A 24,547-nucleotide genomic window follows, 5' to 3' on the forward strand; every position below is an offset into this window, starting at 1 on the left:
GAAAAACTGACTATACCTATAAAAGAACCTATTAGTTTTGCGTGTGAAGTTATCCTATGCCTGTACCTATAGACTATTAGTATTTACTGTAGGGCTATTGGTTATAAAACCCACGACTGGCCATGCTCAGCGCCTGGATGCAGTTGGAAAAGAGAACCCGGTGAAAGTCAACGGAGGAATCGGATTGGAGCAGGTTGCCTACTTCTCTTCCGGATTGCCGGAAGGCAGGAGAGAGCCGTATAATTTCTTCCTCAACGGAAATATCAATTTCGATATCTACGGATGGGCTATTCCATTTTCATTTTCGTATACAAATCAAAGCAGGGTCGCATTTTCGCAACCTTTCAACCAGTATGGACTAACGCCAACGTATAAATGGATTACGGGGCATCTGGGATATTCCAGTATGAACTTTTCCAGTTATACAATGGCCGGGCATCTGTTTAACGGCGTTGGTGTAGACCTTGCGCCGAAAGGGCGCTTTAAGTTTAGCGCCATGTATGGCCGCCTGCAACAGGCCGTGCAGGAAGATACCACCAGAACAGATATTATTCCTGCGTATAAGCGTATGGGTTATGGCTTCAAAGCCGCTTACGGAGAAGGTAAGGATAATATTGAGCTGATCATGTTTAAGGCCAAGGATGACATTAATTCTATTCCAACCGTTAAAAGTACCCCCACACTCACCCCACAGGACAACCTCGTGATGGGAGTAGCAGGCAGCAAGCAGTTGTTTGGCAGGTTGATCGTAAACGCAGAAATAGCCTGGAGCGCATTAACCAGAGATACCAGGGCCGAAACGGATAGCGCCGGAAAGATTAAGCTACCCACCCTGGGCATGCTTGAAACCAATGCTTCAACTGCTGTATATACAGCCTGGAAATCAGGCCTGACCTATGCCGGGAAGAAATATTCCTTTGGTATCGCCTATGAATGGGTAGCACCGGAATACAAAACATTAGGCGCCTATTACTTTGCCAATGACTTTCAGAATATGACGGGCAACGTGCAGTTTAAAGCATTTAAGGATAAAGTGACTGCCAGCGTAAATGCGGGCTTGCAGCATGATAACCTGAATCATGATAAAATGAGTACCATGAGCCGTTTCGTGGGAGCGGCCAATGTTTCCTGGATAGCTACCAAAAAGATGAATATCAACTTCAGCTATTCCAACTTTCAGTCTTACGTAAATATCAAATCTGACTTCGATTATATCAACCAGGTATCTCCCTATCAAAACCTGGATACATTAAACTATACGCAGATTTCGCGCAATGCCGGTATGAGTATGAACTATGCGCTGTCACGTACGAAAGAGAAGTCATCTATGCTGATGTGCAACTTATCCTATATGCAGAGCATGGATAAACAGGGTGGGGTGAAACAGAATACCGGCGCGGTTTTCTATAACCTTAACAGTGCCTATAGTTTGCAGCTGACACCGCGCAACCTCTCTTTTACCTTTGGCTTCAATGCCAACCGTAATACAGCCATGAACAGGGAGAGTATAACGTTAGGGCCTACACTGGGTGTTAATAAACTATTGTTGGAAAAGAAACTTCGTACTTCTGGTACTATGTCGTGGAACGGTAGTTTCAATAATGGACAGTCCAGTATAAAAGTGCTGACAGCAAGGCTTTCAGGGTCATATGCCATTAAAAAGGTACATAACCTGAACCTGGGCATTACCGGCTTGAACAGGTCGGGCGGCACCAGTACAGCAAATTCAAAAAGTATTTCTGAACTCACTACCACACTGGGGTATAATTATAATTTTTAAAGCATGCCAGCTAGTATTTGCGGCCGTTCGCGTCATTTTTTACTGTTCCTGATAGGTTTGTTCGCTGTATTTACAGCGAAAGGGCAGCAGGCTACTTACCCGGTTATGGTAAACCTGCAGCTGAATCCGCCTTATAGTCTTTATCTGAGCGACTATGCAGCACCGGATATCCAGCGTATGCAGGTACATCTGCTGTTAAAAGATCTGACAGAATCTAATTATAAAGTAAGGCTAAGGATTAAGATAGAAGGACCAGGTATTACCCTGATGAGTAAGACAGGATTTTATGTAGCACCTATCTATATTAATGGTGGAGAGATGATCACCATCAGTGGCCCGGATCTGGCCACCTATCTGAATCCGCAGAACCTGCTGATACAGGGACTTGATAACAGCGCCTTCACCAAAGACGGCGCTAAACTGCCGGAAGGGATTTATAAGTTCACCGTAGAAGTGCTGGACTATGTCCGGAATACCGTAGTGTCTAACCCTGGTGCCGCCATCATATCCAGTTTCCTGAGTTATCCGCCGATTATCAATCTGCCGATGCGCGATACCAAAGTAGACGCTATGGACCCGCAGAATGTAGTGTTTCAGTGGATGCCGCGCTCTACTGCCTCTATCAATGCGGCGTTTAATATGGTATATAAATTCAGGCTGGTAGAACTGGTGCCGGCAAACAGAGATCCCAATGATGCCATGCGCTCACTGCGACCTATATACGAAAATATTGTAGACCAGACCATGTTGGTTTATGGCCCCGGAGAGCCGGCGCTGACGCCAGGAAACAACTATGCCGTGCAGGTACAGGCCATGGAAGTAACCGGCAGGGATATGTTTGTGAATGATGGATATAGTGAAGTAGTAAGATTTACCTATGGAGAGAAGTGCGGCGTACCATCACAGATAGTAGCATTCTTTGCCGGAAAGAATGAGCTGAAGCTCACCTGGGCGGCTAATACCACACAGCAGCAATATACCGTCAGGTATAGAGAAGGAGGGGAGACGCCATCCCAATGGTATGAAGATGTTTGTTACCTGCCACAGATAACGCTTTCAGGATTGAAACCAGGCAAGAAATATGAATATCAGCTGAAAGCCCAGTGCATCTGGGGTTATGGAGATTACTCTCCGGTAGATAGTTTCACTATGCCTAATGAAACGATGACCAAAGGCGACTTTGTATGCGGGAAATCATCAGCAGCATCAAAGATTACCAATACAAAAAATATTGAAGAGTTAAATAAAGGAGATGTTTTTGTTGCAGGTGACTTCAAAATAGAAGTGGATAGTGCCGGACTGGAAGCCAGTGGCTTCTCAGGTAATGGGCATGTAGAAATCCCATTGATGGGATATGTAGTGGTGCGGGTAACATTTAAAAACATCGGTGTTAATACGGATAAGCGGATGTACAGTGGTACAGTAGAACTGGCGAGAGATAGTTATGAGGCCGTGTCTAAGAAACTGCAGGATGAGATAGGTAATTATGTAGATCGCCTGGATGCAATTCTTGCGAATCCAACCGTGGAGAACCTGCTTTCTATTGATGCAGCAGAGGAAATAGCTGTGATAGATCGTATGAAAGGCTGGAATGGGCTGGATCAGAGTGTGCTTGATGCTTTTGATGACATTCGGGCAAAGCTGGAGGAGTTGAAAGCATTTCAGGATGCATTACCTGATATGACACCTGAGCAGCGTCAAACTGCCTTGCAGAAAGTAGTGAGTGACCTGAAGAAAGCAAAAGATCAGCTGAAAACTGCACTGGAAGAGCTGAAGAAGATACTGGCGGAGTTATTTAATCTCTATAAACAGGCCATTAAGAAGTTAAGAAAAGAATATACGGATGAGAAGATACAGACCTGGAGAGATGAAGCTAATAAAGCATCTCAGCAGCAGGATGCACTAAATGAAAATATCCTGCAGGCTGTATTACAGAATGTAAAAAATATTCCTGACGCAGGGGCCGGCAGTGGCAAAACTGCGGTACCGGATGAGGTAGTGATATTTGATGAAGGTTCCCTGGATATTGATGAAAAAGATGAAACACTGAAACTTGTGCTGCAATACAGAGATTTAATTACCCAATTGAATAAAGGTATTGTTTTACAATTGTTAGAGAAGGACCAGGATAATGAAGACCTGAAGCAAAAAGTTTTACTGGGCATCAAGGTAGATAAACAGACGTTCACAGACTATTATAAAACGCAGAAGGCCAAAAATGTGAGCGATGAGGATATGGTGCCTGGTGTGGCAGATGGAGTAATAGATTTGATTATTTCGAAACTAAAGATACTTTCAGCAGCAGCAAAATGAGAAAGATAATTCTGTTAATTGGGCTGATATTCGCAGCCAATGTATGTTTAGCGGTTGCTCCGGCTTTTGATCTGGAGAAAGAAATGGTAGGTAAGATTGCTGCCTATGTTAATGCCATCGTAGAAGAGAATGCCTACAATGATGCGCATAATCAATCTTATCTAAATAGGTATATTATTAGTGTTGATGCCAGCAAATTGCTGGCGGTTGATCCTAATAAATTCCTTTTCCAGGATACTGATTTTGGTAATGAAAGCTATATATCGACCAACGATGAAAAAGAGCTGAACGGAAAATTGTTGACGGCAAAGACTAATACGTCCATTTCTCCGTATCTGTTGATTATTAATAATCTGGCGCTCGTAGATGGTGGCAATATTTATGATGGAATAACCACCAAAGATATATTTGATGAAACTAATTTAAATATTGACAAAGAGAAGTATTATCCACGTTGGGTGGCATTAGAAAAAGAAAAAGCCTTTATTGAGAAACTGAAATCCGAGCTGGGAAATAAGCTGAATAATGCCATGTTTGTTTGCTGGACAAGGTTCATAACGGTCAAGATGGGCGTTGATAAAGGAGACTATTATGAAACTTTTGTTCCATTCAATATCGGTATTGATAATGAAGTTATTGGCAGGTTTAAGGAGTTGATTAAGAGTGCTTCCTGGACAAACGATAAAAAAGAGAGGGCTACCTCTTTTGTGAGATTGATGACGGCCAGTATGAACGCTTTTTCAAAAGCAAAGCCGAAAAGCGGCCCTGGTCTGATTTATTATGAGACGTACGAAGGTTATAAAGGTGTAAGCGCAGACCTGCTGGCTAAAATAGGGAACCTCATTAATGAAATGGGAGTTGATGTATATAACCAGTACCAGGAGGATATTAAGCATGCAACAGGGGCAATCGTTTCAGAAGATGCTTTTCAGGAGTATTACAACTCACTTTTAGCATATCAGGGAGCATTCAGGGTCTGGAAAGAAAAACTAGGTTCAGCCAATGATAAGAACCGAATATTGTTACAGTTCGTTCTCTCAAAAAGCAGAGAAGGATGGTTTAAGGCACTGGATATTGATACCCGCATACGTGTATTGAATATTGTAGGGGTAAAAGGTTTTTTACTTTCCATGCATAACCTCTGGGTGGATGACAGAGATGGCTATGGCGGGGAGGAATTTATGCTGGCAATTCTTAAAACTGTTACAACAACTGCAGATAAAAAGCGTGTACTGGATGAATTGAAAAAGAACAAATTGCTGGAGCACCTGGTGAAGGAGATGGATGGAGATGCTTTTGGGTTGTTTGTGTCTTACGTGGTCAATATGATTTTGGATGTATATCCAAGGCCTGAATCTGATCATCAGCAAATGGTGTTGAAAAACCGTTTTATCCCGTTTGATTATGATTTCTTTTCCAAAACCCAGAATGAAACACTTAACGATAATGGTAGCCTCTCATTTAATGTAGAAGGAACAACCTTCATATTGAGACAGGATGCTTTTGAGGAAAAGACTGTGACCTTAGCAAGCCTGACTGCGGATCCTTATGAATACATATTAATTCGTTTCGAATCTGATTGTAATTTGGGCAGTAAGTTACACTTCGAAAAGAATAGCTACGCTACTTTACCTGCTATCTTCTGCTATTTCCTGTTTAACGAACACCATAACAAACAGATTGCGAAATCTGCGTCATTGATTCTGAATACTGGAATGTTTGCGCTTGGGGTGGGAGAATTGGCTGCCTTTTTTCAGGGTGCTAACGGTATGACAGCTGCGTTGGCAATGGTCGATATGGGTGTGTCCGTGATGAACATAAGAGCTGAAGACTATCTGGACCGTGACCCTGATTTTGCACGACATCACCCCAATTATATCAGGGTCTTAAAGGCAATAAATCTTGCGTATGGCGCGGGAAGATTGTCATATGAGATGAATGTGGCGTTGGGTGGTGCATACAAAACGGCCAATCAAATAATAGCAGAAGCAAATCTAACAGAGGCCCAGGTAGAATTGGTTCGACAGATAATGACGGATTTAAAGGGTAAAGATGTTCTGAAATTATTGGATGCAGGAGCTTCGGGCGTAGCACAGTTGGGGTCGGAATGGGAACAACTGCTGGTACAGATAGAAAAAGGTGGATTCACAAAACTGGGCAATCAGCTGAAAAATGCAGATGAAACTTTTCAGAAAATTTTTGCGCAGGATTTTCTAAACGCTGATAAAAATGTTTTGACCGCATTTAACAACGATCCGGAGCTATTTAATATCTGGGCTAATATATTTAGGTCAAAAGAGATTGGATATCTTCGTGCAGTTGAACATCTTAATAAGGCCAGACTGATTGAACGGTTCAGTAAACTGAGCGAAAATAAGAAAGCTCTCTTCCTAAACGATTTTGGTGGCGCAAGTGATGAGGCCGTTTTAGCATTAAATAATGATCTTACCCTGATCGATGTATGGGAGAACGTATATAGATCGTCGAATATTGAACATTTAGAGGCTTTATCCCGTATAAAGAAGTTAAAATTGGTCAATATTGAGAAGAAGGTCGCCGATATGACCGAGGCGGATAAAATTAAATTCGCAGGTCGCTTTGGAAGATCATCAGATGATGTTTGGAAGGCAGTTGATAGTTATGTAGATAAGTGGACTAAATGGAAGGATGAAGTGTTTATTGGAAGAAAGGAATTTGATAGTTATGGCGATCTATGGAACAAAACAGATTTGGACGGTAAAGAAATGTTTTACGAGGAGTCTGGAAACTATGTAATTGCTCATACAAGACATAATAAGGTGCAGGGGGATTACAATATGGCTAGGGATTTTGCAGCACAAGGTTATAATGTCGAATTGTTGAATGAAAAGCAAGCAACTGGTATTAAGACACCGGATGCTAATGTGAAAGGAATCGGTATTTTTGATTTTAAGGCATTGGAAGCAGATGACGTTGAAGCTATCATAAAGAATGTACATGATTACACCTTGGGAACTAAAGCTCAAAATGCTGACCATATGGCATTTAGTATGAAAGAAAACCCATATATGAAGGTTGAGTATGTAAATCAGGGAGTTAGTCTTGCGTTAGAAACAGTAGATTTTTCAGGAGTTAGAATTGCCGATAAGGTAGCCTTAATCTATCCTGATGGGAAAATAAAGATTATTGACATTAATGATTTTAGAAATGGAATTCGATTCTAATAAATACATTGAGAACACCAAATACCTATTTGAATTAAATAAAAATCTCCTGACAGGAATGTTTGTGTTGGGGTATGCATTGGAGCGCAAGGAAGGAACGAAGAGACTAATTTCGCCTAATTGGATAAATAACCCCATTAAAGATGAATGGAAATCTCAATGGGACGAAACAATGTTTTTACATGTAAAGATGGGCACTGAAGATTCTAGCTTGAACCGTTCAGCCGAAGAGCGTTATTTGCCATTGAATGGGATATTGTTTTCATTAAAACAACTCGAAACAGTTGTTAAAATGGAACTCCCAGATTGGGCAATGTTTTATTTGTTAGGTGAAACACTTGCGCGGTATAATAATACTGAAATAAGCACTAGCGAGTTTCGTTATTTTATTAGCCTTTTACCCTTAGAATTCGTGCATAAATATCTTTCACTAATAATAAAAATGCTCGAAACTTATAAAGAACGTTTTACAGTTGTTAAAGTGGAAATTATTGATGGGCAGGTTTGTCCAACAATAAAATAGCATTTTTTTGATTTGACTTATCCTATGACCCGATACCTATACCTAACCATACTTTGGTGCTTTTGTTGTTTCACGGGCTTCGCACAAACCGCCCTGGAGAAGCAGATTCAGAGAGCCAACCAAATCATCCAGACACGCCGTGCGGGCAACCTATTAAGTAATACCGGTCTGTACGACCAGCTAAAAAATGAAGGCGTCGACTTCAAACTGCCTGTCGGCATTGGTCAATCCGGCAATGGTACGCCGCCTGTCATCATCGATAGTATCCGGTTCCTGCCGGACCATGCAGAAATCACTGCGTATATCGTGGTGCCGCTGCCAGGAACTACCAGAGAGCTGATGTTTGCCGGTCGTGGTATTCCGGTGTCGAGAGAAGGTGGACTGGTAGGTACAGCGCGGCTGGAACTCGTCAACGATCAGCCTCTGGACCTCTTCGGTAATAATACGGAGTTCACCTTCCTGCATGGTAAAACATTCGTGGAGTTTGACTGTAATGGTTTTAAAAGACTCGGATTAGGTGCCTCCGTCAACCTCTCCAAAAAATTAGTACCGGTAGATGATAAGGGAAAAGTGCTCGACAGCCAGCGTGTAAAGGCTACTTTCGAAGCAACTGCCACCGATCTGAATGATATTCTTGCGGCGGTTAATATACAGCCCTTCCAGGTAAGGGGCGCAAAAGGTGTGACCTTCACCATCCAGGATGCTATTATTGACCTCAGTGACGCGCATAATAGTCCGGATATGGTATTCCCGGCTGAATATACCAGCGATGATAAAGAACTCTGGCGAGGCTTCTTCCTGCGCAGGTTTGAAGTAAAGCTGCCGCCTGAAATACGTAAGCGCTCTACCAAAAAGTCTCCTGTCATTGCAGTTCGTAATGCCCTCATAGATGATAAAGGCTTTTCCGGTGATATCACCGCTACTAACCTGATCCCGATGAAAGACGGTGATATGGGTGGATGGTCTTTCTCTCTGGAAACATTCGGTCTGCACTTCGTTGCCAACCAGGTGAAAGGTGGTGAATTCGGCGGTGGGGTAAACGTGCCTATTACCGGCGATACAACCCGCTTTGATTATAGCGCCGTATTTCATCCCGGTGATGATTACCTCCTTACGGTTAAACCTACCGATACGGTAGATCTGCCTGTGCTGATCGGAACGGCGCATCTGTTGAAAAGTTCTTCACTCGAAGTGGCCGTAAAAGATGGCAACTTCCAGGCGAAAGCAACCCTCAACGGTGTCCTCACCATTGATGGTGGAAAGTATCCGGCTGTTGCCTCGCTGGCACAGAAATTTAATGTACCGGACATCAGCTTTGAACAGCTGACGGTGTCCACAGAAGCGCCCTACTTCCATTCCGGTACATTTTCCTTTGCTTCGGATCTGACATTCCCTTCCATTGCAGGTTACGGTCTCTCTATTAATAATATCAAACTCGTAAAAGATGGCGACAAAAGAGGTCTCTCTTTTGAGGTAGGCATTAACGTGAGCGGTAAAGGTGAAAATGGTTTCTCTGCTGATGCTACCATGGCGTTGATGGGAAGAGTCGATAAGGATGAGGATGGTCGCATTCACCACATTTTCTCCGAACTGAAAGTCAGTAAGGTAGCCATCGACATTAACCAGGGACTATTTAAACTGAAAGGGGGCCTCGAGTTCTTTACAGATGAACCTGTCTACGGCAACGGCTTCCGTGGTGATATCAACGCATCTATCCAGATCTGCAAGGCGGAAGTAAAACTCAGCTCTGTTGCGCTGTTTGGTAATGTTAAAGGTGATCGATACTGGTATGCAGATATTATGGTGGATCTACCTGTGGCTGTGCCGATATTCCCGCCGGCTGTTAAGATAAAAGGGTTCGGCGGCGCGCTGTTCTATGGCGTTTCTGTATTGGCAAAAGGACAGGATACTACTGCCTATCGCCTAGGTAATACACATACCGGGGTTATCTATAAGCCGGATGCAACCGCAGGTCTGGGTATAAAAGCATCGCTTAAATTCATTGCGTTGAAGGATAAAACCATCAACGGTATGGTGGCGCTGGAAATAGCGTTTAACCGTGGAGGAGGATTGAAACGAATTACCTTCCGCGGGCAGGTGAATGTGATGGCACTGAAGTTGCCGGAAGGAACAGAGGCGCTGTTGAAGCAATACCAGAACATGATGCCTGTAAATAAAAGCGCTGACGGCCCCGCCGGCGACTGTGGTTACGATCCTAATAACTTCAAACCGGAAGGATTGATTTCTGCCGGACTCCTCGTCGATGTTGATTTTGAGAACAGCAGCCTGCTCGCTAACCTGAAAGTATATGTAAATGTATATGGTGCACTTACTGGTATTGGACAAAACAACCTGGCCGGAGAAGGTGAGTTTTATGTAGGTCCGGATGGCTGGCATTTGCTGGCAGGTACGCCGGATAATCCTATCGGCGTAAATATCCTTGGACTGGCAAAAGCGCATGCTTACTTTATGGTGGGTACGGGTTTGCCGGGAAGTCCGCCACCGCCGCCTATTGTATCGGAAATTCTCGGTGGTAAGGACCTGGATTATATGCGTGATCTTAATGCTTTGGGAGATGGGGCCGGTTTCGCCTTCGGCGCCGGACTGGACTTCGATACCGGTGATAAGCAATTCTGGATGTTCTATGCCCGCCTGCGTGCAGGTATCGGATTTGATATAATGGTGAAAGATTATGGAGATGGTTTCCATTGCGAAGGTAAAACCGGACCTATAGGCATCAATGGCTGGTACGCCAATGGACAGATCTATGGCTATTTCCAGGGTAAGATTGGTATTAAGGTAAAACTACCTTTTAAGAAAGGAAATTTTGATATCATAGAAGTTGGCGCAGCAGTAGTATTACAGGCGAAACTGCCCAATCCTGCATGGATGCGCGGTATCGTAGGGGGTCAGTTTAAATTGTTCGGAGGCTTAATCAGTGGAAATTGCCGCTTTGAACTGACACTGGGTGAAGAATGTAAAATTGTAAACAATAACATCTTCGCTGAGTCTGGCGTTCAGATCATTGGCGATGCCACACCAAAAGAAGGAGATGATGAGCAGAGCATATTCACTGCACCGCAGATCGTATTTAATATGCCGGTAGGTAAAGTTTTCAGTCTGGATGATGATGGCGGAAAATCTCACCAGTTCAGAACAAGACTGGAATATATGAATCTCCGCAAGGGCGTAGAAAATATTGCAGGTTCTTTTGATTGGAGTGGTGATAATACCGTGGTTATCCTGAATACTGATGCATGCCTCGAACCGAGAAGTGCTTACAAACTAACGGCCAGAGTGACTTTTGAGGAAAATGTAAATGGCAGCTGGATACCATACATGGTGGATGGAAAAGTGTATGCAGAAGAACTGAACAATAACTTTACCACAGGCAACCTGCCGGATGAAATTCCGCAAAACAAAATCAGGTATACTTATCCGATAAAGAACCAGTTGAACTATTACCGTAATGAAGCGCCTGGAAGAAGTGGTTATATTCAGCTGACACAAGATCTGGCGCCTATGTTCCGACCAGATAGCTCCTTTACGCAAACCGCCCGACTGATACCTTTTGATGGTAGTGCCAATATCGATTTTCCATTTACCTATTCACCTGGAAAAATCGCCTTCAACCTGCCCGAGGCAATGAATAATAACACTGCATATACGTTTGCCCTGGTAAATGTGCCTACAGAAGATGAAAGTGATATATCCAGAAACGTGCAGTCCAATGCCACAAATATCAGTAGTGGTGACGCCGGAAATATGTCTGTGACAACTAAAACGGCTACACGCAGTTTAGTGGTTGGTTCCGAAAAAGCATTCTACCAGCTGGATTTCAGGACAAGTAAATACAATACTTTCTCAGAGAAACTGGATAAAATGCCAAGTCCTACACCATACAGAACTGTCATCAGTAACGGGGTTTATGAGTTAGGTTATCAGTATGTCAGTGATGAACTGTTTGATAACAATGAGGTAGATGCAGATGGAAATAGTCATGTATTACAGATGGAGGCATTACTGGACGATAATGTCTGGTATAAAGAAAATATCTATCCGATGATTTATAACGGATATCCGTTACAGCCAAGCGGTACGGGCGCAACGCCACTCACTATCACCTGGCGCAGGCCTGAAACATTAGGTATTCCTCCGGTGAGGGCGGTTTATATCAGGCAGGTGAGTACGGGCCTGAATCTGACGCCGGGTGGTCAGACGCAATATACCGGTGTTTCCGGATTTGTATATAATCTGCCATATGTGATAGACAGGGATTATTCTGAACTGAGAAACAGAATGGCCAATGATATATATGGTCGCCTCTGGGAATATCCTGCTGGTAAGGATGTGCTCCTGCTGACGCCATATGCTCAGCTTAGAAAAGGCGACTATAAAATACAGATTAAGTATGTGCTTCCTGGTACCAACGTAATTACCTCTACCAGGATTATTACTATTCAAAACCCATACGGACTTTAACGATAGAGAATCATGAACAGGAAAAGTATGAAATGGCTGGGCAGTATGTTGCTGACATTTTCCCTGATGGCTGGAGCCGGAAAATCCTATGGTCAGGCCAGAAGGGGAGTAGATGCACCGCTGATTGCTACAATGGCAAGGCCTTCAGGGGATTCGATCATGCTGCGCTGGGCGCCGGTAAATGCGGTGCTGTGGCGTGCGGCTAACGCAAACGGGTATATTATTAAGCGCTATACCGTAGCCAGAAATAAACAGTTGCTAAAGCAACCAGAAATAGTAACACTTACTGGCCGGCCATTGAAACCTTTGCCTTTGGCAGCCTGGGAACCGATTGTTCAACGATATGAGAAGCCGGGCAGCATAGCTGCCCAGGCTTTATATGGAGAAAAGTTTGAAGTGACGGCCACAGATAAAAAGAAAGGAAAAGCAGATCCTATGACTATCTACCACCAGTCTGAGGAACAGGAAACCCGATTCAGTTTTGGATTATATGCAGCGGAACAGAGTTATGAGGTTGCAAAGGCAATGGGGCTGGGGTTTGTAGATAGAAATGTAAAGCCGGATGAGAAATACCTTTATCGTATATTCCTGGCCGTTACACCTGCCGGATTGCCATCAGATACCGGCTATATATACACAGGGTTGGATGAGTACCAGCCGTTGCCTAAACCGGCTGAACTAAAGGCAGGCCCGCTGGACAAAGCGGCGCTCATTAGCTGGAATAAAATCAACTTCGAACGGTTTTATAATGCATGGATACTGGAACGATCCGATGATAATGGTAAAACCTTTACCAGTGTCAGCAAAGAGCCTTTGATCAATACACAGGATAACCCGAAAGATCAGGTAAATTATTTCTATCGCCTGGATACCGCCCTGCACATAGATCAGGTATATGCGTACCGTGTGCGTGGTATCTCTGCGTTTGGTGAAATTGGTCCTGTTTCTGATACGGTGCAGGTGACTATACACGACTTGCTGACTGTGCATCCAACCATTGTTGATGTTGAAGATCAGCAAGGCGTGGTATATATAAGATGGCGTATGCCGCAAAGTAAAGCGAAGATTGTACGCTATGATATCGAAAGATCTGCTGCTGTCAATAAAAAATATACGGTATTGAACAAAGTGCCATTATTGGAAAAAGACAGCATCTTCGCGGATCAGCAGCCAATGAATGTTAACTATTACCGAATCAAAGCTACCACAAAAGATGGGCAGCATGTATATTCCTTCCCGCATTTTATTCAGCAGGAAGATAGTATCCCTCCTGTAGCACCTGTAGCGCTTGCCGGTACTATTAACAAAGCAGGCGTAGTTTCCCTTTCATGGGAACCCAATAAAGAAAAAGACCTTTACGGTTATCGTGTGTTCAGAGCCAATGCGCCACAGGAAGAGTTTGTACAGGTGACCAGAAACCCTGCTGATTCGGCCTTCTTCAGCGATACCATCTCTATAAATACACTGACAAAAAATGTATACTATAAAGTAGTAGCACTGGATAAACACTATAATCCTTCTCCATTTAGTGAAATGCTGACATTGAAAAGACCGGATATTATTCCGCCGGTGCCGCCGTTATTCGTGTCCAGTAACGCTTCTGCAGAGGGAATAGCATTAACCTGGATACTCAGTACCAGTGCAGATGTGGAATGCCATCAGCTGATGAGGAGAAAGGATAGCGTATGGGAATCGGTTCTATATCTCCCGAAGGGTGATACTACTGTTAACTATACAGACACCAGCTCAGTAGCCGGTGTTAAATATACCTATCAGCTTATTGCGATTGATGATAGTGGGTTACAGGGTGCATCCAAATTACTCAACGCTGCCAGAATTGATATGGGCAACGTTGCTGCGAAGGATGCTTTGAAAGTCTCGGTTGACAGAGAAAATAAACTGGTAAAGCTTAGCTGGCAGGCGCTGAAAGGAGTTAATAAAGTCTGGATTTATAAAGCCACCGCTGACGGAACTTTCCGACTCATTAAAACAGTAGAAGGCACGGAAACGACTACTACAGACGCTGAGTTACTCTTGAATACTATCTATAAATATAAACTTCGTATGATGGATACCGTGAATGGCAGAAGCGGATTCACCTCGGAAGTAATTGTAAATTATTGAGCCTTGTTAGTATAGCCTATGAAATATATTTACCTGTTATTGATAACGCTTTTAATAGTCTGTGGTAGGTCATTTGGACAGACGACGAACAAATACTACATGATCTCCCCTGTAACAGACTTAAGTGGCTACGGGGAAAATAATTGCCTTTCTGGTTCGATCTTCAATTTCGGTATTCAGTTATCAGGGTCATTGAATTATTCTGAGAATGGAAAATGTCCTAACTATGGAGATGCATCCTATTACTCCCAATTCTTTTATGATCTGAACTATCCCACTTTTATTTCAGCAAGCTTCCCGACAGGAGTGACACTGTCAGGTCCAATAGAGACGCCAGATGAAGATGGCAGTTCATTTACTCTTTTCAATTTAGAGAATGGTTGCGCTCAGCATCAGTTTTATGTTACAGTCTCGCCAGAATATTTTAATATAGTAGGAACAGGCAGATACTGTGAGAGTACGCCAGTTGATTTATATGTAACGGGTGCAAATATTATATCTGTAGATTGGGAAATAGGTAATGTTGGCGGTACTATGTATCCACTGCCGAATAAAAGTACAGGAATGACCATTACAGCGGCAGATATCCTTGCGCTCAAAAAAAATATAAATATTTACGCTCCCTTACATTTACATGCAGTTGGTACGGTAAATGCAAAACCGTACTATGATTTAGGAGATCCAGGTCCATTTACCAGAAGTAACTTTACCGTAGAAACAAACGATGTTCAATTGATTTTTGCGGCAACTCCTCCAACACCTACCGTCACTGCAACACAGCCTAAGTGTTTCGGTGATGTTGGCTCCCTGCATCTCAGAGATTTTAAATACACAGATGGTACTGCATATGATGGATCTGTACCATTTGATATGACGATTGTGGGTAAGAAAACAGGAAAGCAATATCCTGTACCAGGATTTAGTGGTACCTCTCTGGACCTGGAGGTTATACCTGATGATTATGTCATAGCTATGAGTGCAATCTCAGGAACCGGTGCGTGTAATTTCGAAGCCCCCGGAGCTACCGTAAACGAAGTGCCGCCTGTCATTGCTGCCACTACTACCATGTTATGTAACAATGGTAAACCAGCTTTCCAGATTAAGGCAACTGGTGGAACGCCTGGTTATACCTATTCAGTGGATAACCTGAACTATAATGGAAATGCTATCCTCACCGGATTAAATCCCGCTACCAGTTATACCTATTTTGTCAAAGATGCCAACAATTGTCTTAAATCATTTACCACCACCACCGAAGCCGCTGTTGTTGTTACTGGCGCGGCCATCAAGGCACCTGTAGCAGGAGCTGATATCGGCCGTATTACAGTGGATGCTGCCGGTGGCACAGGCCCTTATACCTATAGTCTGGATAAAGTGAACTGGCAGGTCAGTAATATTTTTGGCGGCCTGGCGGCCGGAGATTATATAGTGTATGTGCAAGACAGTAAAGGCTGTATCAGCGCTGGTTATCGGGTATCATTAACGCCGCTCGACTTCACTTATACGGTCACGAATACACGTTGCGACCAGGGCAGTGATGGTAAAATTAATATTTCCATCTCCGGTGGAAGTATGCCGTACCAGATAAAACTTGGCGCCAGCGGGGTTTACCGTGCCAACGATAATCAGTTTACACTGCTGACAGCCGGTAATTATGATATATATGTAAAAGATGCAGACGGCGTAGAAGCCATACACAATGTAGCAGTCGGTTCTCCTAGCCCTGTTTCCTTTACCACCGCAGTAACCAATGCGGTGTGTAAATCCGGCAATGGTGCTTTGGTGTTCACTGCACAAGGTGGTAATGGCGGTTATAAATATACTGTCATTGGCGGACCTACGCAGAGCACCAATACCTTCAGCTTACCTGCCGGTAATTACACCCTTCGGGTAGATGATCAGCTGGGATGTCAGTCTGCACAACAACAGGCAACTGTTAACGAGCCTGCACAGTATGTCGGGCTTAACTTCCAGACAAAAGATGTGCTGTGTGCTGGAACTGCCACTGGTATGATCTATAATCTACAGGGGCTAAACGGTACTGCACCTTACAGTTTCAGCAATGATAACCTGAGCTGGAGTACAGCAACCACCATAGGTGGATTGGTTGCCGGTTCGTACACTGTTTATGTAAAAGACGCAAATGGATGCACGGGAAATAATCCTAATGCGATGGTGAATTCACCGGCTGCATTGACAATCATGACCGTGGGCACTCCCGTGAATGCTTCCTGTTTCGGCCTGTCCGATGGACAGCTGGAAGTTGCCACCAGTGGCGGTACTGGTAATATTACCTATTTTATCAGCAGCGCACCTGATGTCGCTAATAACACCGGTAAATTTACCGGACTCCCGGCAGGTACCTACCAGGTAACGGCAAAAGATGATAATGCCTGTGAAGTGAAATCAGCTTTTATTACGGTCGGCCAGCCATCAGCGGTAAGTATCAGCGGTTCTTCCACACCGGTGTTATGTAATGGGGGGGCTACTGGCACTATCAGCGTTTCAGGACAAGGAGGCACTGTGCCACTAACCTATAGCATCGATGATATCAGCTATGGCCCGGCAACGTCCTTCTCTGGTCTTTCCGCTGCTGACTATACCTTATATCTGAAAGACGCCCATAACTGCGCCGCAAGCACTTCTATAAAGGTAACGCAACCAACCGCCCTCACTATCTCGGCAACGGCGTTGCCTGTTGCCTGCAATGGCGGAAATGACGGACAGATTACTGTCGCTGCCGGAGGGGGCGTGTCTCCTTACCAATATGCTATGGATAATGGCGTATTTCAGTCTTCCGCTACCTTTACATCCACTGCCGATACCAGGCTAATGATGGTGAAAGACAATAATGGCTGTACCGCACAAACCACCGTTGCTGTCCTGGAACCTACTGCGCTCAGCCTCCAGCTTATCAACAAACAGGCAGTATCCTGCAACGGATACAGTAATGGCAGCTTCTCTGTAGTAGCAGCAGGCGCAACGCCACCTTACAGCTATACTATCAACCAGGCCGACTACCAAACCAATGGTACCTTTACTGGCCTGACTGCCGGTAATTACCAGGTTGGCGTGAAAGATGCCCATGGTTGTACTTTTAGTATATCCGTAACGGTTAGCCAGCCGGCGGCGATCGGTTACAATATCATTAACCTGAAAGATATAGCCTGTGCTGGAGATAATACCGGTGCTGTTACGCTTACCGGTACCGGCGGAACCGGCGCTTATTCCTATCAGTTCAACGGTGGTAGTGGGCAAACAAACCCGACCTGGAATAACCTGGCGGCAAATAGCTATCCACTGATCATCAAAGATGAAAATCAGTGCACCGGTACATTCACGGTTACCGTGAAAGACCTGCACGCCCCGTTGACGGCAACACTTACCAGCAACCCGCCTGCTACCTGCGACGACAGGGGAAGTATAACTGTAGCGTCTGTGAACGGAGGGCTGTCGCCATATAGTTATAGTCTGGATAATGCCAGCTTCAATACTGCGACGGTATTTTCTAACCTGATCAATGGTGATTATATAGTGTATGTAAAAGATGCAGAAGGATGTGTGATCAACCGTAGTATCTCTCCTTATGGCCCTGTGAGTATGCGCGGTAGCATTGACGCATCGCCTGCAACCTGCTATAGCAGTGCCAACGGAAGCATTACGGTGTCTAACATAACCGGTGGTACAGGCACCTACGAATATTCTATTGATGGTACCAGTTATCAGTCTTCACCTGTATTTAATAATCTGATGGGTGGAAATACCTATGCCGTCACGGTAAGGGATATTCCTTATACCTGTCAGGTACAGCTCACCGCTGCTGTTGGCCGCCCAACTGCATTGCAGTTAGACTTACTCAGCAACAGAGATGTTAGCTGCAATGGCCTCAGCAATGGCATGATTACGGTGAATGCTGCCGGAGGAACTTCCGGCTATCGATATGCTATCAATGGCGGGGCTACCCAGACAACGGGTATATTTGATAACCTGACTGCCGGCAACTATCACCTCGTGGCAACGGATGCACAGGGTTGTACGTCTACCCTGGATCAGACAGTAGGGCAGCCATCCATCCTGCAGGCTGCTATCTCCAGTCAGGCAGATGTGGATTGCTTCGGTAACGCTAACGGATATATTAACCTGACTGCTAACGGTGGCACGCAGCCGTATACCTACGCACTGAACGGTGCCGCGCAGAATGTTGGCATGTTTACAGGCCTGGCACCTGCCACTTACCAGCTAAAGGTAACAGATAAACAAGGCTGCGCATTGTCGCTCTCTACTGCCATCAGTGAACCTGTTCGTCTGGCCATGACCGTGAGTGCCGACCCGGTGAAATGTTTCGGGGAGGCAACAGGAGCGATCACCTTAAACGTTTCCGGTGGTAAAGGTGCTTACAGCTATACGCTGAACGCACTGCCCGCACAAACTACAAATCGCTTCGATCATCTCACAAAAGGTAATTATCTGCTTACAGTAAAAGATGGCAATGGCTGTAAACTTGCTGATAATGCCGTTATCAGCCAGCCGGAACCGCTGTCTTATACCAGGGTGGCCATCGATCCTGTCTGCAGCTATTCGGCTGATGGCAGTATTGAAGTAACATTGAAAGGTGGAACGCCGCCATATAACTATAGCTGGAGCGGCAACACTACTGCGCCTTCTCCTAAGATCAGCAACCTGAAGGGAGGAGTGTATTTCATTAATATGACAGATGCCAACGGCTGCCAGCTGAATGATAATATCAGACTAACACAACCTGCGGCGATCGTGCTGAACTTAGGCCTGAAAGATACCACACTCTGTGTGGGACAACAGCTGACCCTGGATGCAGGCAACGGAGGTACTGATTATGCCTGGACTTCCGACGCTGGCTTCAAGGCTGGTACACAAAAGGTAACCCTAAGTAAAGATGGTAATTATACCGTGGTGGTTACTAACGCTGCCGGCTGTACGGCCACAGATAAATTTGCACTGCACACCTCGCTGAGCGTGCTCCAGGCAGATTTCCTGATGGCCACCTACGGTACCGTAGGAGACACTATCATCCTGGTAGATGTTTCTAAACCTAAGCCATTGGCATTACAGTGGACCATGCCGGAAGGAGCGAAAGAGGTAGGAAGTAGCGGGGATGGCAGTGTGCAGCAACTGATATTTTCTCATGTCGGTATATATAATATCAGACTATATACCCAGCTGGGACAATGTGCGGACATGATCACAAAAGCGGTTACCATCTGGCCGGAGGCCGACAGAAATAATACAGATTCAGCATTGGGGTACCGACCTCCGGTGATAAAGGATATTCAACTCTTTCCGAATCCTACCAGTGGCAATTTCAAGGTGTCGGTGGCCTTGTCTGAATCCACCGCAGTTACTATTAAGCTGATCAACTTTAATACCGGTCAGCAGATGGATCTGAAACAATCACCTGCAGCCATGAACCATGAAGTGCCTTTTAATATTACAGATATGCCACAGGGAATTTACCTGCTGGGGGTACAGGTAGGTCAGGAATACCAGGTCAAAAAAATCATGAAGCTCTAATAGCTTTTCAAATCATTATTAAAGGGCTGAATAAGGCAGTATACCGCTGTTTTGTTCAGCCCCTGTTGTTTTTTGGTCTCACAAGAAAAGATACCGCGAAATAATCGCATTGTGGCCCTGATTTTTATGGTTTCTGCGCAACTTTGGTATGATAATTTCGTTTAACAAGACCAAAGTTTTTGTTTAACCATGGTAAAATGGGTGTTAAGAAGAAGTAGTGGTACTGATAACCCGCATGCCACTGACTTAAAGATGGGAGCAGCTTTTGACCCGATAGTATCGTCACTGTACGCAATTGACTATGACCTGTTTCCTGAATTCCTTACTGTGGTCAGCCAATCAGAAAACTGGGGGTTCTCAAAGGCCAGTTTCAGATTTCATGAAAATATGGACCAGCACGAGCTGGCCCAGGTATCTGCTGTTTCCGGACGTAAAATGAAACCAGGGGAAGTACTGATTATGGAAGAACAGGCCGGCGCCGTATTGCTGGACAGCGCTTCCTTCTTCAGGCTGGTATTTGATTACGGTAGTGCCCTGTTGGCCAATAAAGCTTCCCGCGACCTTGTTGCCAACGAATGGAAGGCCGACATGCATCGGGCGCTCGCATTGATTGCGGCCAGGTTACAGTCATAAAAAAGCCGCGCAAACAAATGTCTGCACGGCTGTGTATAGGTGTCGCTGTTAGTACGAATATTAATAATTCCTGATAATGGTGATATAGCCTTTGGCTACATCCTTAGTACTGTTTACACGGAATACATAGTAATAGGTACCCTCTGCCAGTTGCTGGCCATTCACCTTTCCATCCCAGGTATTGTGATAGTTTTTCTGTGAATACACAATGCGGCCGCCACGATCTACAATGGTGAGTTCATTTTCAGGATAATCTTCGATGCCATTGATAACCCAGTAGTCATTATGACCATCGCCGTTAGGCGTAAGTACGTTGTTGGCATTAATTACAAAGTTGCCCAGTACTCTTATTTCAATGCTGGCGGTATCTGTACAGCCCTGGTTACTGATGGCCACTACCTGGTAGGTGGTGAGTTTGGTCGGTTTGGCTGTAATGCTGGCGGTGGTCACCTCTTCTGTAACACCATCTATCCATTTATAGGTATCTCCACCACTGGCGGTCAGCGTGATAATGTCGCCTTTAGAGATAATATTGCCTTTGTCACTCACCAGCCTGACGTCAGGTATTTTGTTTATACTGATGGTGAATGTCTCTGTTTTGGTGTCCTGTCCGCCGTTTGCAGTGCCGCCATCATCTTTAATGATAACGGTAACAGTGCATGAGCCCTGTGTTTGTCCGGGTTTCAGTCTCCATGTCAGGATGCCGTCTGTGGTTACCTGCAGGAGGTCGAGAACAGGCAGGTCTGCAACGGCTACGAGGGTATAGGTCTGGTCGGGGTCACCGGCCGACATCCCCGTTAATTGCATGGTATGTAAGTCTGTCCCGCTACAGGCCATCTGATTGGCGATAGGGTCCAGGGTAGGCGCATGGTTAATACTGCTGGCTACCACCGTTACTTTAATATCTGCAACGTCGCTGGTGAAAACCCCGTCACTAACGGAAACGGATATCCTGATAGTTGTGCCATGCTTGCTCTTCAGCATATTGGCATCTTTCACGGTTAAAGTACCGTTGTTAGAGAGTGTGATGGCACCGTTGCTGTTGTCGTCAATAATAATCCAGTCGGTGATATTGCCGGTAGCCACCACCTGACCGATAATGCTTCCTGCCGGTGTATCATCATGAACAGTAAAGGTCTGATCGTTGATGGACGGCGGTACTGCTGCCATCATGATGCTGGTAGGGATACTGGTTGCTGCCTTCACTGCCTGACCTGGTAATATGCCGGCCATCAGCAGCACTCCGGCAATGATTTGTCGGTAAAGTTTATTCATAGGTTAAAGGACGCTTGCTCTGTTTTACGTCAGTCTTACACAGGATTATTTTTATAAAGATAACCAGCTTTTTTAGTTGTAGCAATATTTTTTTTAATATATATCTTTGTAGAAGTATTTTTCTTATATTTATACTACCACCAGGCATAAACGATACTCAGCAAAAAACATCCGCTCATTGGAAATTAACCTGATATGATATCCCGATCGCTGCTTTTATTCATGAGTTGTCTGGTTGTTGCCCCGAAACTGACAGCATCACCTGCACCTCCCTTTAAGTCCAAGCCCAACGTAATATGGATCATCGTTGATGACCTGGGATACAGCGACCTGTCGTCGTATGGCAACAAAGACATTCATACCCCTCATATAGACGGCCTGGCAGCGCAGGGGGTACGTTTTACCCGCGCCTACGCCACCGCGCCTATCTGCGGCCCTGCAAGGGAAGGTATCATCACCGGGCGTTATCAGCAAAGATTTGGCGGAGAGTATATGCCATATGAACATATCTCTCCGGAATACCGGAAAAAACTGGCGATGAATTACCTTTTTCATCGCAAAAAGTTTCCCGGCCTGCAAACATTACGGGTGCATATGAAGGCTAACCTGAAAAATCATGTGACTGGCCTTAATAAAGATGAACTAACGATTGCGGATGTATTAAAAAAAGACGGGTATGCCACAGGGTTGGTAGGTAAGTGGAACGAAGGGTATGGAGAGAACTTCTATCCTGATAAACGTGGCTTCGACTATAGCTATTACTTCCAGGGAGCACTGACAAGGTACGTGGAAGATCCGATCGATACAAACAGGTATAAGGGCATACGGCTGCCATGGGCATTTTCGGATATCCCCGCCTGGGCGCCCCGCTATGGCTCTTCTGCCATCATGGAAGGCCGCAACATCGTCAAAGATACCGGGTACCTGACCTTCTCCCTCGCTGAAAAAGCTACTGCCTTTATCGACAAAAATAAAAACAATCCTTTCTTCCTCGCGCTGGCATTTAATGCACCACATGACCCGTTTCAGGCGCCGGTGGAATATATGAATAAAGTCAGCCAGGAACCTGATCCCGTAAAACGTGTTTACTACGCTATGATCCTCGCCCTGGATGATGCCGTTGGCCAGGTGGAAGCAAAACTCAAAGCCGCCGGAATTGCTGATAATACGCTTATTTTCTTCATCAGCGACAATGGAGGCGCTGCCTACACACGCGCTACAGATAATGCACCATTACGGGGCGGAAAATGCACACAATTCGAAGGCGGACTCGTAGTGCCCTGCTTTATGAAGTTCCCGGCAGCATGGCAATCGGCCAGCGTCTACTCCAATCCTGTCAGCGCCCTCGATATGTTTGCCACCACCGTAGCCGTGACAGGTACGCCCTTGCCGGCAGACAGGCCCTACGACGGCGTAAACCTGATCCCTTTTATTAACAGAACAGTTTCCGGCGTCCCACATCCGGTACTGTACTGGAGGAACGGCTATACGAAAGCCATCCGTGAAAACAGCTGGAAACTCTATCTCAACGAAAAAGATAATAAAATCTTCCTCTTCAATCTCGAAGAAGATCCCTCTGAAAAAAACAATCTCGCTACAAAATATCCTGAAAAGGTAGCCGCATTGAAATCCGCATTACATTCCTGGGAAGTGAAGAATACCATTTCGCCAAAATGGCCTAGTGGCGCTGATATACACATCCGCGACAACAACGAATGGCTATGGTTCCCCTCCTGAGATACTACAGGCAACCTGCATATTTTTCCTGATCGCGCAAATCAATTTCCCGGTTCGCATGGCCGCAGGAATTGTTGCAACCTACATTTGCCGGCATAAACAATGAATGGACAAAAATATTCCCGACGATCGTTGTCTGGAGCTGACCTGCGCCATTTTAAGCTGTAAACTCAAACCCTGTAGATAATGAAGAAACTATTATTCTCAGCATTGCTATGCTGCTGTATGCATACGGTATTTGCTCATGCACTCTGGATTGAAACCATGACCACCGGCAAGAAAGGGCAGGCCCAGGAAGTAAAAATATTTTTTGGGGAATATGCCGATAATGAACGCGATTCTGTTGGCAACTGGTTCAGTAATATGAGAGATTTCTCTTTATACCTGATGGCGCCGGATGGCAGCAAACAACAGCTGGAATGTACCCCTGCCGGCGATCATTTCCGCGCCACTTTCACACCTGCCACGGATGGTGCGTATGTGTTGTACATCGATCATACGGTGAAAGAAATTTACGGAGAAAGTAAGATTCATTATTATGCACAGGGTGTGGTAAAAGTTAATAGCAGCAAAGGTTTGGATAACCTGCGTCAGCATGATTTTGTATTGACAGAACCGGCAGTAAAACCGGCAAAAGTAAACGTAGCACAGCAGGTGGCCTTATCGCATAAAACTAAAAAAGAACTGCCCAACGCGGAACTTACTGTTCAGTCGCCACAGGGCTGGACGAAAAAAGTAAAACCGGCAGCAGGGGAAACATTTACGTTTACACCCGCATGGCAGGGAAGATACCTGCTGGAAGGTACTTTTACAGAGAATGAACAGGGACAGCAGGAAGGTAAGCCGTATCAGCGTATATGGCATTGCGTGACCTGGTGTAAAGATATTTAGTGTGGATACTAAAGCGCGTAACCGTTGGATTGGAAAACG

11 protein-coding genes are annotated in these 24,547 nt (G+C 45.0%); 10 read left to right on the forward strand and 1 reads right to left on the reverse strand.

Annotation, left to right across the window (positions count from 1 at the left end; all coding sequences use genetic code 11):
- The first annotated feature begins 37 nt into the window (after positions 1 to 37).
- From F3J22_RS21215 to F3J22_RS21250, 8 genes are all read left to right on the forward strand, one after another.
- A complete protein-coding gene (locus tag F3J22_RS21215) occupies positions 38 to 1,780 on the forward strand; it encodes a hypothetical protein (protein WP_167019933.1) in 1,743 nt (580 codons plus the stop codon).
- A gap of 3 nt (positions 1,781 to 1,783) precedes the next feature.
- The gene (locus tag F3J22_RS21220; RefSeq protein ID WP_167019934.1) at positions 1,784 to 4,093 is read left to right on the forward strand and encodes a fibronectin type III domain-containing protein; all 2,310 of its coding nucleotides are present in this window, start codon (positions 1,784 to 1,786) and stop codon (positions 4,091 to 4,093) included.
- Positions 4,090 to 7,296, forward strand: coding sequence for a hypothetical protein (locus F3J22_RS21225; RefSeq protein WP_167019935.1), 3,207 nt, complete (start codon positions 4,090 to 4,092; stop codon positions 7,294 to 7,296). The genes F3J22_RS21220 and F3J22_RS21225 overlap by 4 nt, the downstream gene beginning before the upstream one ends.
- Positions 7,280 to 7,819, forward strand: coding sequence for a hypothetical protein (locus tag F3J22_RS21230; protein WP_167019936.1), 540 nt, complete (start codon positions 7,280 to 7,282; stop codon positions 7,817 to 7,819). The genes F3J22_RS21225 and F3J22_RS21230 overlap by 17 nt, the downstream gene beginning before the upstream one ends.
- Positions 7,820 to 7,843: 24 nt before the next feature.
- Positions 7,844 to 12,301, forward strand: coding sequence for a hypothetical protein (locus F3J22_RS21235; protein WP_167019937.1), 4,458 nt, complete (start codon positions 7,844 to 7,846; stop codon positions 12,299 to 12,301).
- Between the two features lie 12 nt (positions 12,302 to 12,313).
- Complete coding sequence (locus F3J22_RS21240; protein WP_167019938.1) at positions 12,314 to 14,425, forward strand: hypothetical protein; 2,112 nt, start codon at positions 12,314 to 12,316, stop codon at positions 14,423 to 14,425.
- A gap of 564 nt (positions 14,426 to 14,989) precedes the next feature.
- The gene (locus tag F3J22_RS21245; RefSeq protein ID WP_167019939.1) at positions 14,990 to 19,972 is read left to right on the forward strand and encodes a T9SS type A sorting domain-containing protein; all 4,983 of its coding nucleotides are present in this window, start codon (positions 14,990 to 14,992) and stop codon (positions 19,970 to 19,972) included.
- A 189-nt stretch (positions 19,973 to 20,161) separates the two neighbouring features.
- Positions 20,162 to 20,605: a hypothetical protein gene (locus tag F3J22_RS21250; protein ID WP_167019940.1), complete on the forward strand. Its 444-nt coding sequence runs from the start codon at positions 20,162 to 20,164 to the stop codon at positions 20,603 to 20,605.
- A gap of 60 nt (positions 20,606 to 20,665) precedes the next feature.
- Here the strand turns inward: F3J22_RS21250 and F3J22_RS21255 are convergent, their stop codons facing one another.
- Entirely contained in the window at positions 20,666 to 21,880 is a 1,215-nt protein-coding gene (locus tag F3J22_RS21255) for a gliding motility-associated C-terminal domain-containing protein (RefSeq protein WP_167019941.1), read from the reverse strand.
- A 195-nt stretch (positions 21,881 to 22,075) separates the two neighbouring features.
- Between F3J22_RS21255 and F3J22_RS21260 the strand changes: the two genes are divergently transcribed.
- Positions 22,076 to 23,617 carry a sulfatase-like hydrolase/transferase gene (locus tag F3J22_RS21260; protein WP_167019942.1) on the forward strand — a complete coding sequence of 514 codons (1,542 nt, stop codon included), beginning with the start codon at positions 22,076 to 22,078 and terminating at the stop codon, positions 23,615 to 23,617.
- 186 nt (positions 23,618 to 23,803) lie between these two features.
- Entirely contained in the window at positions 23,804 to 24,508 is a 705-nt protein-coding gene (locus tag F3J22_RS21265) for a hypothetical protein (protein ID WP_167019943.1), read from the forward strand.
- Positions 24,509 to 24,547: the final 39 nt, after the last annotated feature.

The sequence above is a fragment of the Chitinophaga sp. Cy-1792 genome (assembly GCF_011752935.1).
Classification (GTDB): domain Bacteria; phylum Bacteroidota; class Bacteroidia; order Chitinophagales; family Chitinophagaceae; genus Chitinophaga.

What these genes read in the sequence shown, in the direction of transcription:
- F3J22_RS21245 (WP_167019939.1), top strand. Translation starts at nt 14,990, where the DNA reads ATGACCATTACAGCGGCAGATATCCTTGCGCTCAAAAAAAATATAAAT.
- F3J22_RS21250 (WP_167019940.1), top strand. Translation starts at nt 20,162, where the DNA reads ATGGTAAAATGGGTGTTAAGAAGAAGTAGTGGTACTGATAACCCGCAT.
- F3J22_RS21230 (WP_167019936.1), top strand. Translation starts at nt 7,280, where the DNA reads ATGGAATTCGATTCTAATAAATACATTGAGAACACCAAATACCTATTT.
- F3J22_RS21255 (WP_167019941.1), bottom strand. Translation starts at nt 21,880, where the DNA reads ATGAATAAACTTTACCGACAAATCATTGCCGGAGTGCTGCTGATGGCC.
- F3J22_RS21235 (WP_167019937.1), top strand. Translation starts at nt 7,844, where the DNA reads ATGACCCGATACCTATACCTAACCATACTTTGGTGCTTTTGTTGTTTC.
- F3J22_RS21260 (WP_167019942.1), top strand. Translation starts at nt 22,076, where the DNA reads ATGATATCCCGATCGCTGCTTTTATTCATGAGTTGTCTGGTTGTTGCC.
- F3J22_RS21225 (WP_167019935.1), top strand. Translation starts at nt 4,090, where the DNA reads ATGAGAAAGATAATTCTGTTAATTGGGCTGATATTCGCAGCCAATGTA.
- F3J22_RS21240 (WP_167019938.1), top strand. Translation starts at nt 12,314, where the DNA reads ATGAACAGGAAAAGTATGAAATGGCTGGGCAGTATGTTGCTGACATTT.
- F3J22_RS21220 (WP_167019934.1), top strand. Translation starts at nt 1,784, where the DNA reads ATGCCAGCTAGTATTTGCGGCCGTTCGCGTCATTTTTTACTGTTCCTG.
- F3J22_RS21265 (WP_167019943.1), top strand. Translation starts at nt 23,804, where the DNA reads ATGAAGAAACTATTATTCTCAGCATTGCTATGCTGCTGTATGCATACG.